The sequence below is a fragment of the Nocardioidaceae bacterium SCSIO 66511 genome (assembly GCA_023100825.1).
In the GTDB taxonomy this organism is placed as follows: domain Bacteria; phylum Actinomycetota; class Actinomycetes; order Propionibacteriales; family Nocardioidaceae; genus Solicola.
Genome location: CP095846.1, coordinates 4,240,369 through 4,256,728, shown reverse-complemented (window position 1 = coordinate 4,256,728; position 16,360 = coordinate 4,240,369). Strand labels below are relative to the sequence as shown.

Genomic DNA, 16,360 nt, shown 5'->3' with positions numbered 1-16,360 from the left:
TCAGCGCAGTGTCAGGACGATCTTGCCGATTGCACGCCGCTCATCGAGCTCACGCAGCGCGTCGCTGACCGAATCGAGCGGGTACGTTGCGCCGATCGGCGGTTGGAGCGCGCCAGACTCGATATGCGGCACCAGCTCGGCCCACTGCGCCGCGACGTACCCGGGTCGTTGCACGATGAAGCCACCCCAGGCGACGCCGCGTACGTCGATGTTGTTGAGCAGCAGGCGGTTCACCTTGACGGTGGGGATCTCCCCGGCAGCGAAGCCGATGACCAGCAGCCGCCCGTTCGGGGCGAGCGAGCGTAGGGAGTCGGTGAACCGGTCGCCGCCGACCGGGTCGACGACGAGGTCGACACCGCGTCCGCCGGTGAGGTCGCGTACGGCGTCCTTGAAACCGTCTGCGGCGACGACGTCGTCGGCGCCGGCGGCGAGGGCGACCTGGGCTTTCGCGTCGCTCGAGGTCACGGCGATGACCTGACCTGCTCCGAATGCCTTGGCCATCTGGATGGACGCCGTACCGACGCCGCCGGCAGCGCCGTGCACGAGCACCGACTCGTCCGGCTGCAGGCCGCCTCGTCGGAGCAATGCGAAATGGGCGGTCAGGTAGTTCAGCGGCAGAGCCGCACCCTGTTCGTACGAAAGCGCATCGGGCAGTGCGAACACCATGTCGCCCGACACGACGGTTCGTTCGGCGAAGCCCCCGAGCAGAGGGAACGCCGCCACCCGATCTCCGGCCGCCAGCCCGGAGTCGGCGGGCGACTCCACTACGACGCCTGCGACTTCGGATCCCGGTACGAACGGTAACGGCGGCTTCAGCTGGTACAGCCCACGCGTTTGCAGGACCTCCGGGAACGAGACACCTGCCGCATGCACGTCGATCAGGACCTGCCCGTCACCGGGCACGGGCACGTCGACATCGGTGACGCCGACCGCAGCCGGCCCGTCGAGGCTGGTGATCTGAGCCGCTCGCATCCGGTTCGTGCGCGGCGCGTCGGTCATCGAGCCGTCACCACGACGCGTGCCTTGCCCTTGGGCACACAGGTGATGTTGCGGATCCGCGTACGCTCCGGCTTGCGTTCGTTCATGCTCAATTCATAGCGCTGCAGGATCTCGCGCAGGACGGCGGTCCCCTCCATCAGTGAGAACCCGGCTCCGATACAGCGGCGTACGCCACCACCGAACGGCAGCCAGGTGTTCGGGGCGACGTCGCCGTCGATGAATCGCTCCGGCCGGAAGCGGTGCGGATCGAGGTGGTTCTGATCGCGCAGGTGGGCGAGCCTGATCGACGGGCTCACGGTGGTGCCGGCCGGCAGTCGGTGGCCGGCGACGGTGGTGTCCTCGGTCAGCATCCGCGCGACCTGATCGATGATCGGGTGTACGCGCATGCCCTCCTTGAGCACGGCTTCGAGGTACTTCAGGTCGCCGTCGTCGGCTGCGGTCCGTGCCCGGTGTTGTACGTCGGGATTCATGGCCAGCTCGTGGATCGTCCACGACAGTGCCGATGCCGTGGTCTCGTGTCCCGCGAGCAGCAGGGTGACCAGCTGATCGCGCAGCTCCGCGTCGCTGAGCGCCTCGTGGTCGGCATCGTCGTCGGCGCCGACGAGCAATAGCCGAGAGAGCACGTCACTACGCTCGTGAAGGTCGGACGCCTTGCGTCTCTGGGCGATCTCCGCGTACAACACCTCGTTAAGTGCCACCTGGTTGTCGAGGTACGACGACCACGGTCGGCGCTGCTGCAACTTCGGGTACGCCCATCCGAGCAGGATGAGCGGCCCGATGTTGACGGTGCGGTTGACGAGCGGGCGCAACTCGGCGAGCCGGTGCTCGTCGGTCACGCCGAACACCACCTGCATGATGATCTCGAGTGTCAGCGCGTTCATCCGGTCGAGACTGACAAGGGTCTGACCCGACTCCCAGGAGTCGACCTCGCGTTTCGCCAACGTCGCCACCAGCCCTTCGTACGAGCGCAGGGCGGCTCCGTTGAACGCCGGCATCAACAGTTTGCGGGCGCGCAGGTGCACATCCTCGTCGGTCAGGAGCACCGAGTGCTCGCCCATGACCGGACCGAGGATCGCGTTGCCTTCACCGGCATGGAAGACCTTCGGGTCCCCGGCGAAGACCTCCTTGATGTGTTCGGGCCGATTGACGAAAACCAGTGCCCGGCCGCTCGGGGGTACGCGGAGGGTGAACAGGTCGCCGTAGCGCCGATGCATTGCGGGTACGAAACGCGTCCGCGCACGCATCAACGCGATGGTCTGTACGAACCACGGGAGTGGCGGGCCAGGAGGCAGGCTCGGCGCGTTCAGCTCGGTCGTGGTCATAGTCGGCCTCCCAAAGGCTCAGACGGTCAGCGTGCGACGAGGACGACTCGCGCCTTCCGCCTGGGAACCGTCGTGATGTTGCGAATGGTCTCGCGTTCCTTGCTCTGCGGGTCGGGGCGTACCGCGTACCTCTGCATCACCTCGCGGAGGATGATCGTGCCCTCCATCAGCGAGAACCCGGCGCCGAGGCAACGGCGTACGCCACCGCCGAATGGGAGCCACGTGTTCGACGCGACCTCTCCGTCGGTGAACCGCTCTGGGCGGAACGTTTCCGGATCGGGGTAGTTCACCGTGCTGTCGTGCGCGAAACGCACCGACGGCACCACTGTGGTGCCTGCGGGCAGGCGATAGCCGGCGACCGTTGCATCGGCCTTGAGTACCCGGCGCACCTGGTCGATGACGGGGTGGACCCGCATCGCCTCCTTGAGCACGGCTTCGAGGTACTTCTGGTCGCCTTCGTCGGCGGCCCGTTGCGCACGCTCTTGTGCGTCGGGGTTCTGCCCCAGCTCGTACAACGTCCACGACAGTGCGGACGCCGTCGTCTCGTGGCCTGCCAAGAGCAGGGTGACAAGTTGGTCGCGCAGCTCAGCATCACTGAGCGGCTCGTGCGCGGCATCCTCGCCCGCGCCGACGAGTAGCAACCGGGAGAGCACGTCGTCGCGATGGTCGAGGTCGCGAGCCTGCCGACGATCGGCGATCTCGGCGTACAACAGCTCGTCGAAGCGCTGCTGGTTCGCCATGTACGAGCGCCACGGTCCGAACGCTTGAAGCCTCGGGTACGCCCACGAAAGCAGCGTGATCGCGCCGATGTTCACAGTGTTGTTCACGACCGGGCGCAGCTGTGCGAGACGGTGTTCGTCGGTCACGCCGAACACCACCTGCATGATGATCTCGAGCGTCAGCGCGTTCATTCGGTTCAGCGACACCAGCGTCTCGCCGGGCTGCCACGAGTCGACCTCGCTCTTGGCCAGAGTGCCGACCAGGCCTTCGTACGAGCGCAGGGCCGCACCGTGGAACGCCGGCATCAGCAGCTTTCGCGCGCGTAGGTGGGTCTCGTCGTCGACGAGCAGCACCGAGTGCTGACCCATGACGGTACGAAGTAGCTCGTTGCCCTCACCCGCATGGAACACGTGCGGGTCGCCGCTGAAAACCTCCTTGAGGTGCTCGCGGCGGTTGATGAACACCAGCCGCTGGTCGCGCGGAGCACAGCGCAACGTGAAGACGTCGCCGTACTTGCGATGCATCGCGGGTACGTACCAAAGCGCACCCGACATGAACAGTGCCGTCTGCACTGCGACCGGGATCGGCGGGCCGGGCGGCAACTGCGTCGGGGCTTGCTCTGTTGTCGTCATGCGGCTCTCACCCACTCGTAGTCGGGCGCTTGGACCTTGCGGGTCTCCCACCAGTACATGAAGGTGAACCCCGGCCAGATCGTGCGGTTCTTACCTTGTGAGTCGAGGTACCAGCTCGTGCAGCCGCCCTGCGTCCAGATGCCCTTGGTCAGCTTGCGTTGGACGGTGTCGTTGAACTGTCGCTGTGCCGCAGGGCGTACGTCGGCCGCACTGGCGCCGCGGCGGTCGAGCTCGTCGAGGAACCTGACGATGTACTTCGCCTGCTGCTCGATCATGAACACGACCGAGTTGTGGCCGAGACCGGTGTTCGGGCCGAGCATGAAGAAGAGGTTGGGAAAACCGGTCGCGTTGATGCCGAGGTAGGTCTCGACGCCGTCCTCCTCGAAGACCTTGCCGAGGTTCTTGCCCTCGCGTCCGGTGATGTCGAGGTACTCGAGAGCATCGACGACGTGGAAGCCGGTGCCGTAGATGATCACGTCGACCTCGTGTTCGACACCAGCGTTGTCGACAACCCCGTTGGTGGTGATCTCGGCGACCCCGGAGTCGACGAGCGTGACGTGGTCGCGGTTGAACATCCTGTAGTAAGTATTCGACTGGAGAATGCGCTTGCAGCCCATGCGGTACTGAGGGATCAGCTTCTCCTGCAAGGCAGGATCGTCAACCGCTTTGCGTATATAGCGTTCGACGATCTTCTCGGCGAACTTCAAGATGTTGACCTGGCCGTTGAACCCGATCGCGCGCGACTCGATCGTCCAGTAGAGGGCGTTGCGGTACGCGCGTTGTGCCCGCGGCACGGAGCGGAAGAGCGAACGCTTCCATTGCGGGATCGTCTTGTCGTTCTTGGGCAGCACCCACGGGGGAGTGCGCTGGAAGACGGTGAGGCTGTCGACCTGGTCGGCGATGATCGGTGCGAACTGGACGGCACTCGCGCCGGTGCCGACGACTGCCACGCGTTTGCCGCGGAGGTCGACGCCGTGATCCCACTGCGAGGAGTGAAACCGCTCGCCCTGGAACGTCTCAGTGCCTGGCAGATTGGGGATGTTCGGGATGTGTAGGGCGCCGACGCCGGAGACGACGGCGCGGGCGTCGTACGTCTCACCGCCATCGGTGAGGACGGTCCAGCGTTGCCGATCGTCGTCCCATTCGGCGCTGGTGACCTCGACGCCATAGTGGATCTTCTCGTCGAGACCGTGGCGCGCGGACACATCGCGCAGGTAGTCCCAGATCTCCTGGTTGCCGGAGAAGTTCTTGCTCCACTCGGGATTGAGCTCATAGCTGAACGAGTACATGTGACTCGGGATGTCGCATTCGCAACCCGGGTACGTGTTGTCGCGCCACGTACCACCGACATCGCCGGCCTTTTCCACGATGATGAAGTCTTCGCGGCCGGCCTTGCGCAGCTGGATGCCCATGCCGAGACCGGAGAAGCCGGTCCCGATGATCAGCACGTCGGTAGTCTGGACCATACTCAGATACTAACGGTATCTGGAATCGCCGCCAAGGGGTCAGGCGTAGGCTGTCTGCCCGACGACGTACGCGCCGAGGAGGTTGGATGGTCGCCGGTACGCGCGCCGAACGGCAGGCGCAGACACGCGAGGCATTGATCTCGGTCGCACGAGACCTGTTCCTGCGCGACGGCTTCGCCGCAACATCTCTCGATCGCGTTGCTGTCGAGGCCGGCTTCTCGAAGGGTGCCGTCTACTCCAACTTCTCCGGTAAGGAGGCGCTCGGCCTGGCAGTTCTCGACGATCTGCATTCCGAACAGGTCAGGGCCGCCGCGGAGGCGATGGAAGGCAAGGACACGCTCGACGAGACGCTCGAAGCGCTCGCGTGGTGGGCGCGCGAGCACCTGGGTCAGCCGAAATGGACCGCGCTCGAGGTCGAGTTCGCGTCCATCGCCCGGCACAACCCGTTCGTCGCCAAGCAGATCGCGACGAGACACCAGTCGGTGCGACAGGCGATCGAGCACCTGGTGAACAAGGGTGTTGCCGATCTGGGCCTCAAACCGGTCCTGCCCGCCGAGCAGATCGCAACCATCGTGCTCAGCCTGTCGATCGGGCTCGGCGCACAGCGCTCACTCGATCCGAATCTCGACGTCGAGGTCTTCGCCGCGACACTGCGTCAGTTGCTGGTGCCGTAAAGCTGCGGTCGAGTCGCAGGCGCGAACACGAAGGAGATGCGCTCCATCAGTGTCTTGCGCTTGGTGTTGTGGAACGCCGCCACCCGCCACTCGCCGCCGTCCTCGCGTACGAGCGTGTACGACTGAACCTTCGTGAGCCTCTTCGGTGTCCCTTTCGCATTCTCGCCGCGGGTCACGACCACGGCGGTGTCCGTGCCGTAACGGTGCAGCTCGACGAGTTCGTACGAGAGTCTGGTGCCCTTGAGGAAGGTCTCGAACAACGCCCGATGTGAGGCCACGATGTCGGCGCGCCCGCGGTAGTGCGTGCCGACGTACGTGACATAGGAAGCGTCCTCGGTGAACAGCTCGCCGTACGCCTCGGCGTCTCCGCGATTCCAGGCGTCTGAGAGGTCGTCGAGTAGTCGGATGACGTCGGTACGAGTGTCCGTATGTGGGTTGGAGGTCTGCATGGAGGTCCAGCTCCTTCTCGGCTGATATGGTCGAAACAACCTGCACAATGACAATATCTGCACATATGCAGATAAATCAAGGAGGAGTCCACCATGCCGAGTCCGAAGCCGGGCGACCGGCAGACGGCCTATCGCCGTTACCTCGACGCGGTCGGCCTGTACAGCATGGCCGCGGCCGAGGCGGCCGGGCTCAGTCCCTCGGAGTGGTACGCCCTCAGCCTGATCGAGCTCGAAGGCGCGGCGACCTCCGGGCAGCTCGCCGTGCGGACCGGGCTCACGACGGGTGCGACGACGCGGCTCATCGATCGCCTGGAGCGTGCCGGTTACGTACGCCGGGTGGCCGATCCCGCAGACCGGCGCAAGGTGCTCGTCGAGTCAATACCGGATGCGTTGGACCTCGAGCGAGCGGTCGAGCCTGCGCGGCGCCGGCTGGGCGAGGTGATCGGTGGCTACTCGGCCGAGCAGCGAGCGGTGCTGTTCGACTACTTCGAGAACGCGGCCGTCGCGTTTCGTGAGGTGGCCGAGGAGGTCCGGGTCGGTACCGCACCCAGCCGCAGGCGCACCTAGTGCTGCGGGCATGCCACGATGCCCACATGCACTCTCGCGCCGGCACGCCCGCACAACCGCAAGACCTCACGGACATCGATGCGCTGACCGCGGCGTACTACGACCTACGGCCCGATCCGCGCGACGTCGCCCAGCGTGTTGCCTTCGGTACGTCCGGCCATCGCGGGTCGAGCCTGGACGGTGCGTTCAACGAGCACCACATCCTGGCGACCACCCAGGCGATCGTCGATTACCGGCGAGCCCAGGGGTACGACGGCCCGATCGTGATCGGGCGCGACACCCACGCGCTGTCGCTGCCCGCGTGGCGCAGTGCATTGGAGGTGCTCGTCGGCAACGACGTGACCGTGCTCGTCGACTCGGCCGACGGATTCACGCCCACGCCTGCGGTATCGCATGCGATCCTGCGGCTCAACCGCCTCGGCACGCACGGCACCGTCGACGGCATTGTGGTCACGCCGTCGCACAACCCGCCACGTGACGGCGGATTCAAGTACAACCCGCCGAACGGCGGCCCGGCCGACACAGACGCCACCTCGTGGATCGAGGACCGCGCCAACGACCTACTGCGCGGGGACCTCGATGGCGTGCGGCGAGTGGCGTACGAGCGGGCGAGGGCGGCTGCCGATACGTACGACTTCCTCGGGCACTACGTCGACGACCTGCCCTCCGTCCTCGACCTCGACGCGATCCGAGCAGCGGGCGTACGCATCGGTGCCGACCCGCTCGGCGGCGCAAGCGTCGCGTACTGGGGCGCGATCGCCGAGCGACATCGGCTCGATCTGACGGTCGTGAACGGCACCGTCGATCCGCAATGGGCGTTCATGACGCTCGACCATGACGGCAAGATCCGGATGGACTGCTCGTCCCCGTACGCGATGGCGTCGCTGATCGAGCAGCGCGATCGGTACGACATCGCGACGGGTAATGACGCCGACGCCGACCGCCACGGAATCGTCACACCTGACGCCGGGCTGCTGAACCCCAACCACTTCCTGTCCGTCGCGATCGACTACCTCGCTCGTCACCGCGACTGGGCGAGCGACGTCGCGATCGGCAAAACCCTCGTTTCGTCCGGCATGATCGACAAGGTCGTCGGCGGCCTCGGGAGACGGCTCGTCGAAGTTCCGGTCGGCTTCAAGTGGTTCGTGCCCGGTCTGCTCGACGGCACGATCTGCTTCGGTGGCGAGGAGAGCGCGGGTGCGTCGTTCCTGCGCAAGGACGGCACGACGTGGAGCACCGACAAGGACGGCATCATCCTTGCCCTGTTGGCATCGGAGATCAAGGCCGTGACGGGCAGCAGCCCTGGTGAGCTGTACGCCGGGCTGACCGAACAGTACGGCGAGCCCGCGTACGCGCGGGTGGATGCGCCGGCCGACCGGACGTCGAAGGCGAAGCTCAAATCGCTGAGCCCCGACGCGGTCACAGCCGATGAGCTCGCCGGCGACCCCATCACCGCCAAGCTGACCGAGGCTCCCGGCAACGGCGCCGCGATCGGAGGCCTCAAGGTGTGCACCGACCAAGCGTGGTTCGCTGCGCGCCCGTCCGGCACCGAGGACATCTACAAGATCTATGCCGAGTCGTTTCGCGGCGCCGACCATCTCGCTCGCGTCCAGGAGGAAGCACGTGCGGTGGTCGACGCCGCTCTGCGTTGAGGACACTAGCGGGAGACCTGCTCCGGCGTGAGCGGGTTGCCCTTCGGAATCGAGCCGCAGTCCGACGGAGCCCGGGTGCCGGCGAACCGGTCGTCGAGCCAGCCCATCGCGGTTGGCGCCCATGCGAGAGCCGTGGGCACGTGGCTCAGCAGGTTGTACTGCTTGTACTTCACCGTCGCGCCGTCCGAGCAGTACTGACGCGCGAGCGTCCGTACGTCTCCCGCGATCATCACGCCGTCGCCCGGGCCGATGCCCGCCTTGTTGCCAGGTGTGCCTTCGAGGATGCCGTTCGCTCCCTGCCCGATGAACATCGGCACCGTCGGGGACGGACGCGAGCCGAGGTTGATCTTGTTGACGGCGCTTACGTACTCCGGAATCGAGTTGGGGTCGGAGTACTCAGGTTTGACCAGCTGTGCCCAGGTGAGGCCGGGGTACTGGAAGAGCACGTTCGCGATGGAAGCCTTCTGCATCTTCGTCATCACCTCGCGGCCGTGCGCGTTGAGGTACTTGTCGAAGTCGATGTCGTACGCGCGGGCGACCCCGGCGACGGCCATCGCCGCGACACCCGCCCATCCCGGCGTACCACTGATGTAGTCGAGGTTGTGTGCCGGCGCGACCAGAAGTCCGCCCTCGGCGGCGCCGACGATCTTGTCGTTGACGCCGGGCGCGTACGTCGGAGCGAGCGTTGCGGCCCAGTTGGTGGCGATTGCGCCACCGGAGTAGCCGAGCAGGCCGATGTCGGTCTGCGGGGTCAGGCCGGTCTTGCTGGACCGTCGTGCGGCGCGCAGCGAGTCGAGCGTCGCCTTGCCGTACTCGGGTCCGGCGGCGAAGTCGGCGGTCGGCCCCTGAGTGTCCGCGACGACAACGGGGTAGCCCTTGGCCAGCAGCGGTGCGAGGAACACCGTCTCGACGTTGGCGATTGCGCCACCGAAGCTGACGTCGCCGGCGAAGATGCGCGACGGGCTGTCGGCCGGGTTGAGTGAGTCGTAGAACGACTGGTACGCAACGGCGCGCACGCTGTGCTTGGGCCCCGGCGGCAGTACGACCGACGTCGCGTTGGCCGTCGGCCGGCCTTGCGCGTCAACGGTGCGGTAGAGCAGCTGGACGACGTCGACCGGCGTCGGAATACCGGTGACGTGATACGGCACGGTCCGGGTCTTCAGGACGGCACCGGGCTTGTACGACCTGAGCGGCTTGTCACCGTGATAGCTGAAGAACGGGTCGTCCGATGCCTGTTGGGCGGGTGGGGGAGCAGCGGATGCCGACACGAGGAGCCCGGCTGCGAGGAGCGTGCCGAGAAGGGCGGCGGCGAATGCGCGGAGGCGAGACATGGGCGCGAGGTTACCGTCGAGTAACAGAACTGGCAGGGGCGGATCTCGTATCGCGGACGGGTTCATCGTGGATGCCGAAGCCGGTCGCTGTTGCGAACAACCTCACAGAGACGGGCAGGGTGAATGAGCCGTAACATCGGCCCCATGAACCCCCAGTCGGCTCCCCAGCAACCCGCTGCGTACGAAAGCTGGCGGCGAGCCGTTGCCGGTGTGCTCGCCAAGGGTCGCAAGGTCGATCCGGCAGAGCTCGGGCCGGAACCGGAGCGGTTGCTCGACACGGAGACGTACGACGGGGTCACCGTCGCTGCGCTGTACACGCCGGGCGACGAGCTCGCGGAGGCTCCCCTTCCCGGCGTCGCGCCCTTCACCCGAGGAGTCAGTGCCGATGCGGCCGGCTGGGGTGTCTGCGCACGATATGGCGAGCGCGGCGATGCGGCGGCAACGAACCGTCTGCTCCTTGACGATCTGAACAACGGCGTCAGCTCGGTTTGGCTGGCCGTCGACCGTGATGGGGTCGTCGGCGTCGTGCCGAGCGATCTCGCCGCGGCTTTGAAGGGCGTACTGTTCGACCTCGCGCCGGTGCGACTGGACGCCGGGTCTGCATTCGCAGAGGCATCCGATGCGCTGCTCGCTGCGGTCGACGGGACAGCAATCGATGAACCCTCCCAGGTGCGGTTGCGGTTCGGCGCCGATCCGTTCGGGCTGCACATCCGTAACGGCACGACGGTCGACGGAGCCGGCATCGACGACGCGGTCGCGCTCGCCGTACGCGTGGCGGACCGCCCCGAAACCATTCGTACGCTCGTGGTCGACGGCACCGTCTTCCACGATGCCGGCGCCAGTAACGCAGAGGAGCTGGGCGTCAGCCTCGCGGCGGGTGTCGCGTACGTACGCGCGCTCGTCGATGGCGGGCTCACTGCCGAGCAGGCTCTCGAAGCAGTGGAGTTCCGGCACGCGGTCACCGACGACCAGTTCGCCGGGATCGCGAAGCTGCGGGCGTTCCGCAAGGCGTGGGCACGCATCGCTCAGGTGCTGGACGCCCCGGAAGCCGGTGCTGCGGCCCAACACGCCGTCACGTCACAGGCGATGATGGCGCAGCGCGATCCGTGGGTGAACATGCTGCGCACAACGCTCGCCGGCTTCGCGGCCGGTGTCGGCGGTGCGGATGACGTGACGGTGCAACCGTTCGACAGCGCCCTCGCCGGTGGTGCCCCCGGTGCCTCTGAGCGGTTCGCCGCACGCATAGCACGTAACACCCAACTGCTGTTGCTGGAGGAGTCGCATGTCGGCGCCGTGATCGATCCCGCCGGGGGTTCCTGGTACGTCGAGCAGTTGACCGAGTCGCTCGCCGACCAGGCGTGGCAGGTGTTCCAGGAGATCGAGCGGGCGGGTGGATTTGCCGCCGCGCTCGATTCCGGCGCCATCGCGGAGCGGCTCGACGCAACGCGTACGACCCGCGCCGACGACATCGCACACCGGCGGACGAGCGTCACGGGGGTGAACGAGTTTCCCAACCTCGGCGAGCCGAGCGTCGAGCCGAAGCCGAGTCCCGACGGCGGTCTGCTCCCGGTGGCGAGGTACGCCGAGCCGTTCGAGGCCATGCGCGACCGATCCGATCGCCACCTCGCCGAAACCGGCGTACGCCCGAGCGTCTTCCTCGCGACGCTCGGCCCCGTAGCCGAGCACAACCAGCGCGCGACGTACGCCAGAAACCTGCTCGCGAGTGCAGGCATCGATGTTGTCGAGTCGGGTCTGACCGAGGAGGCCGAAACACTCACCGCCGCGGTACGCGAGGCGAGCCTGAAGGTCGCGGTGCTCTGCGGTGGCGACGGTCGCTACGAGCGCATCGGGTCGGATGCCGTTGATGCGCTGCGATCTGGGCATCTCGCGCGGGTGTATGCCGTCGGCTCGGAACGCTCGTTCATCAGCTCCGTCGGCTCGCCGGACGACTATCTCGCGCCCGGAATCGACGTCGTCCACGTGATGACCGAGCTGCTCGACCTGCTGGAGGTGGCGTGATGGTCCGCAACTTCGCCGATGTATCGCTCGAGGGCGAAACATCAAGTGACAAAGGCACTAAACCCGCCCCTACGGCATGGACCACCCCGGAGGGAATCGACATCCGGTCGGTCTACACCGCGGCCGACCGAGCGGCTGCCAACCATCCGCTCGACACGATGCCGGGCGCCGCGCCGTACCTACGCGGGCCGTACCCCACGATGTACGTCAACCAACCGTGGACGATCCGTCAGTACGCCGGCTTCTCCACCGCCGCGGAGTCGAACGCGTTCTATCGGCGCAACCTCGCGAGCGGCCAGAAAGGTCTTTCGGTCGCATTCGACCTCGCGACCCACCGCGGGTACGACTCCGACCATCCGCGGGTAGCCGGTGACGTAGGCATGGCCGGCGTCGCGATCGACTCCATCTACGACATGCGCCAGCTGTTCGACCACATCGACCTCTCCAGTGTTTCGGTGTCGATGACGATGAACGGTGCAGTGTTGCCGGTGCTCGCGCTGTACGTCGTCGCCGCGGAGGAGCAGGGCGTCAAGCCCGAGCAGCTCGCTGGGACCATCCAGAACGACATCCTCAAAGAGTTCATGGTCCGCAACACCTACATCTACCCGCCGTCGCCGTCGATGCGGATCATCTCCGACATCTTCGCGTTCACCAGCGAGCGAATGCCGCGGTTCAACTCCATCTCCATCTCCGGCTATCACATCCAGGAGGCCGGTGCGACCGCCGATCTGGAGCTCGCGTACACGCTGGCCGACGGCGTCGAGTACATCCGTGCCGGGCTCGATGCGGGCATGACGATCGACTCGTTCGCCCCGCGGTTGAGCTTCTTCTGGGCGATCGGGATGAACTTCTTCATGGAGGTTGCGAAGCTGCGCGCCGGTCGACTGCTGTGGAGCGAGCTGGTCGAGCAGTTCGAGCCGAGCAACCCGAAGTCGCGCAGCCTTCGTACGCACAGTCAGACGTCCGGCTGGTCACTGACTGCACAGGACGTCTACAACAATGTCGTACGGACCTGCATCGAGGCGATGGCGGCGACGCAGGGGCACACGCAGTCGCTGCACACGAACGCACTCGATGAGGCGCTTGCGTTGCCGACCGACTTCTCCGCGCGCATCGCGCGCAACACCCAGCTGCTGCTGCAACAGGAGTCGGGCACGACCCGACCGATCGACCCGTGGGGCGGCTCGTACTACGTCGAGAAGCTCACCAGTGACCTCGTCGAACGCGCCCGCGCGCACCTCAAGGAGATCGAAGACGCCGGCGGCATGACGCAGGCGATCAACGAGGGGATCCCAAAGCTGCGGATCGAGGAGGCTGCGGCGCGCACCCAGGCGCGTATCGACTCCGGTGTGCAGCCGGTGATCGGCGTCAACAAGTACGTCGTCGACGCGGGGCAAGGCGACGACGACATCGAGGTGCTCAAGGTCGACAACGCCCGCGTACGCGCCGAGCAGCTCGACAAGCTGCGCCGCCTGCGCGAGGAGCGGGACGAGGCCGAGACTCAGCGAGCACTCGACGCCTTGACCGAAGCAGCCCGCGCCGACGGCGGCGGGATGGAGCACAACCTGCTGGCGCGCAGCATCGATGCTGCGCGAGCGAAGGCGACAGTCGGAGAGATCTCCGACGCGCTCGAGAAGGCGTACGGGCGTCACTCGGCGCAGATCCGTACGATCAGCGGTGTGTACCGCGACGAGGCGGGCAAGGCGCCCAATATCGCGAAGGCGATGAAGCTGGTCGAGGCCTTCGAGCGCGAAGACGGACGCCGGCCACGCATCCTGGTCGCGAAGATGGGTCAGGACGGTCACGACAGAGGGCAGAAGGTCATTGCAACCGCCTTCGCCGACCTCGGCTTCGACGTCGATGTCGGTCCGCTCTTCCAGACGCCGGACGAGGTCGCCCAGCAGGCGGCCGACGCCGACGTACATCTGATCGGTGTGTCGTCGCTGGCCGCCGGCCATCTGACGCTTGTACCCGAGCTACGTGACGCACTGGCGAAGGTCGGGCGCTCGGACATTCTCGTCGTCGTGGGCGGCGTCATCCCACCCGGCGATTTCGACGCGTTGTACGAAGCCGGCGCGACCGCGATCTTCCCGCCGGGCACGGTCATCGCCGACGCTGCCGCCGACCTGCTGCGCACACTCGCCGCGCAGCTCGACTTCACGCTCGAGGACGACGAAGGCTGATGGCGCGCCGTCGAGTTGACGTCGACGCGCTGGCCGACGCCGTACGTAACGACTCGCGAGCGGACCTGGCACGCGCGATCACCCTGGTCGAGTCGACCCGTGCCGACGACCACGAGTCGGCGCAGCAGTTGCTGCTGCGACTCCTCGACGACGCCGGCGGAAGCCATCGCATCGGCATCACCGGCGTACCCGGTGTCGGCAAGTCGACTTTCATCGATGCGATGGGTACGTACCTGATCGAGCGAGGCCATCGCGTCGCCGTACTTGCGGTCGACCCGTCCTCGACGCGTACGGGTGGCTCGATTCTCGGCGACAAGACGCGCATGGAGCGTCTTGCCACGAGTTCGGACGCGTACATCCGTCCGTCGCCGACCTCCGGAACGCTCGGTGGTGTCGCCAAGGCGACCCGGGAGACGATCGTGTTGCTGGAGGCTGCCGGGTTCGACGTGATCCTGGTCGAGACGGTCGGCGTCGGGCAGTCGGAGGTGACGGTCGCCAACATGGTCGACTGCTTCTGCTTCCTGACCCTGGCTCGTACCGGCGACCAGTTGCAGGGGATCAAACGCGGTGTGCTCGAACTGGCCGACGTACTCGCGGTCAACAAGGCCGACGGTCCGCACGTACGCGATGCGGAGAAGGCGGCCCGCGAGCTCGCCGGTGCGATGCGGCTCATCCATCCCCCGGAGTCGTTGTGGCGGCCACCGGTGCTCACGACGAGCGCACTCGAAGACACGGGGCTGGACGCGTTCTGGGAGGCCGTCGGCAAGCATCGGCGCGTACTCACCGAGGCGGGTGAGTTCGACGCGAAACGCCGTCGCCAGGCGGTCGACTGGACCTGGTCGATGGTGCACGACCAGATCCTCGGACGACTCGAGCGCGACGCAGACGTACGGGCGATTCGGGACAAGACCGAGCAGCAGGTACGCGACGGTGACCTCACGGCAGCGCTTGCCGCGCGGCGCATTCTCGACGCCTTCGACTCCTGACGTACCTCAACCCCTGAGATTCACGACACCGAAAATATGAGTGAGTCGCTTGATTTAATGCTCCGCTCCGCGACATGATGACGGCTATGTCGATCAAGTTTCATTGGTACCTTCCGGCGAGCCGGATCGAGCAGTCCCGCCCGTCAACGTTCGACTACCTCGCACAGATCGCCCGCACGACCGATGACCTCGGTTTCACCTCCGTTCTGACGTCGACCGAGGCGTCATCCGAAGATGCGCTCATCGCGACGGCCGCGCTTGCCCGCGAGACCGAGCGGTTGAAGTTCCTTGTTGCTGTCCGCCCCGGCGTGCTGAGCCCGAGGCTCGCCGCTCAGCTGGCGAGCGCGTTCCAGTGGATGTCGGGCAAGCGGTTGTTGCTCAACGTCGCGGCTGACGGCGCGTCCACCGACGAGCGCCGTTGCGATGAGTTTCTGCACGCAATGCGTGCTGCATGGGACGACATGCCGTACTCGATGCCCGAGATCTACTTCGGCGGCTCGTCCGCGGAGTCGGGGGAAGTCGCGGCGCGCCACGCCGACGTCTACCTCGCGCGGGGTGAGACGGTCGAAGCTGTCGCGCAGAGGGTCGAGTGGATGCGTGGGTTGGCGCGTACCCGCGGGCGAACTCTGCGCTTCGGCATCCGGCTACCCGACCTGGTTGGCTCCGACGAGGAAGTTGCCGAATGTATCGCGGAGTATCACGACCTGGGCATCGACGAGTTCATCGTTTCGAGTAACCCGCAGGTGGGAGAGGTACGCCGGTTTGCGGCGGGTGTGATGCCGCTGTTGCGTCGGCGGGGAATCTTCAGCGCGGCGGATGCGCAGGGGTGTGCCCTCGCGACCGCTTGAGCCTGGCGCTGTCGGACTTTCCTGGTCCGGTAGGTGCGTCGTTTACCAAGTAGACATGGTGAAGGGCCGCTTTGCACGGCAGGGACGCCGTGCAAAGCGGTCGGTTGCCGTGCCCGTTGGTACGTACGTGGCTGACGTGGCAGGAGTGCGCCAACTCGTACGGGCGCGCGCGGATCGTCGTGCGGTTTGCCTTGGTACCAAGGCAAACCGCGCTGTCCCGAGGGAGACTTCCCGTGGACAGTGACCATCGTCCTTGGGAAGCAACCAACGTTACCTCGCGGCCAGCCTAAAGTGGCGGGAAAGACGCCGAGCAACCGAACCGAAGAGCCGCCTCCGCGCGTCGCCGCGTCTTTCCCGAACTGAAGGAAGCGGGAGACCGACAGCGACGAGGAATCGGGGCAGACGGTAGTCGAACTGGCAGATGCGGGAGTCTGCAAAGCGGAGAAGATTAAAACTACAGCGCTGTAATTCACAAGCCGACACGCCGTGTGATTCAAGTTATTTGAGTGAGA

At 66.3% G+C, this 16,360-nt stretch carries 13 protein-coding genes; 7 read left to right on the top strand and 6 right to left on the bottom strand.

All coding sequences use genetic code 11. The features are described from left to right. From MU582_20230 to MU582_20215, 4 genes are read right to left on the bottom strand one after another with little or no spacing between them, the layout of a single operon-like run. The gene (locus tag MU582_20230; protein UPK74735.1) at window positions 1-999 is read right to left on the bottom strand and encodes an NADPH:quinone oxidoreductase family protein; all 999 of its coding nucleotides are present in this window, start codon (window positions 997-999) and stop codon (window positions 1-3) included. Then, a complete protein-coding gene (locus tag MU582_20225) occupies window positions 996-2,321 on the bottom strand; it encodes a cytochrome P450 (GenBank protein ID UPK74734.1) in 1,326 nt (441 codons plus the stop codon). Before MU582_20225 ends, MU582_20230 begins: the two co-directional genes overlap by 4 nt. Window positions 2,322-2,347: 26 nt before the next feature. Beyond that, the gene (locus tag MU582_20220) at window positions 2,348-3,673 is read right to left on the bottom strand and encodes a cytochrome P450 (GenBank protein UPK74733.1); all 1,326 of its coding nucleotides are present in this window, start codon (window positions 3,671-3,673) and stop codon (window positions 2,348-2,350) included. Then, window positions 3,670-5,139, bottom strand: a complete 1,470-nt coding sequence (locus MU582_20215) for an NAD(P)/FAD-dependent oxidoreductase (protein ID UPK74732.1) — start codon at window positions 5,137-5,139, stop codon at window positions 3,670-3,672. The genes MU582_20220 and MU582_20215 overlap by 4 nt, the downstream gene beginning before the upstream one ends. A gap of 86 nt (window positions 5,140-5,225) precedes the next feature. On the opposite strand from MU582_20215, the gene MU582_20210 reads away from it, so the two are divergent. Further along, window positions 5,226-5,813, top strand: coding sequence for a TetR/AcrR family transcriptional regulator (locus tag MU582_20210; GenBank protein UPK74731.1), 588 nt, complete (start codon window positions 5,226-5,228; stop codon window positions 5,811-5,813). On the opposite strand, the gene MU582_20205 is transcribed toward MU582_20210, so the two are convergent. Further along, complete coding sequence (locus MU582_20205; protein UPK74730.1) at window positions 5,795-6,262, bottom strand: SgcJ/EcaC family oxidoreductase; 468 nt, start codon at window positions 6,260-6,262, stop codon at window positions 5,795-5,797. The two genes, MU582_20210 and MU582_20205, sit on opposite strands and share 19 nt — an antisense overlap. Window positions 6,263-6,355: 93 nt before the next feature. Between MU582_20205 and MU582_20200 the strand changes: the two genes are divergently transcribed. Next, window positions 6,356-6,829: a MarR family transcriptional regulator gene (locus MU582_20200; protein ID UPK74729.1), complete on the top strand. Its 474-nt coding sequence runs from the start codon at window positions 6,356-6,358 to the stop codon at window positions 6,827-6,829. Window positions 6,830-6,855: 26 nt separating this feature from the next. Then, window positions 6,856-8,481, top strand: coding sequence for a phosphoglucomutase (alpha-D-glucose-1,6-bisphosphate-dependent) (pgm, locus tag MU582_20195; protein UPK74728.1), 1,626 nt, complete (start codon window positions 6,856-6,858; stop codon window positions 8,479-8,481). Window positions 8,482-8,486: 5 nt separating this feature from the next. Here the strand turns inward: pgm and MU582_20190 are convergent, their stop codons facing one another. Continuing rightward, complete coding sequence (locus MU582_20190; GenBank protein ID UPK74727.1) at window positions 8,487-9,812, bottom strand: lipase family protein; 1,326 nt, start codon at window positions 9,810-9,812, stop codon at window positions 8,487-8,489. Between the two features lie 144 nt (window positions 9,813-9,956). Between MU582_20190 and MU582_20185 the strand changes: the two genes are divergently transcribed. The 4 genes from MU582_20185 (at window position 9,957) to MU582_20170 (ending at window position 15,848) form a co-directional block, all read left to right on the top strand. Beyond that, window positions 9,957-11,831, top strand: a complete 1,875-nt coding sequence (locus tag MU582_20185) for a methylmalonyl-CoA mutase family protein (protein UPK74726.1) — start codon at window positions 9,957-9,959, stop codon at window positions 11,829-11,831. After that, window positions 11,831-14,014 (top strand): methylmalonyl-CoA mutase, encoded by a 2,184-nt coding sequence (gene scpA, locus MU582_20180; protein UPK74725.1) that lies wholly within the window; start codon window positions 11,831-11,833, stop codon window positions 14,012-14,014. Before MU582_20185 ends, scpA begins: the two co-directional genes overlap by 1 nt. After that, window positions 14,014-15,000, top strand: coding sequence for a methylmalonyl Co-A mutase-associated GTPase MeaB (gene meaB, locus MU582_20175; GenBank protein ID UPK74724.1), 987 nt, complete (start codon window positions 14,014-14,016; stop codon window positions 14,998-15,000). Before scpA ends, meaB begins: the two co-directional genes overlap by 1 nt. An 86-nt stretch (window positions 15,001-15,086) precedes the next feature. Next, entirely contained in the window at window positions 15,087-15,848 is a 762-nt protein-coding gene (locus tag MU582_20170) for an LLM class flavin-dependent oxidoreductase (GenBank protein UPK74723.1), read from the top strand. The last annotated feature ends 512 nt before the right edge of the window (window positions 15,849-16,360 follow it).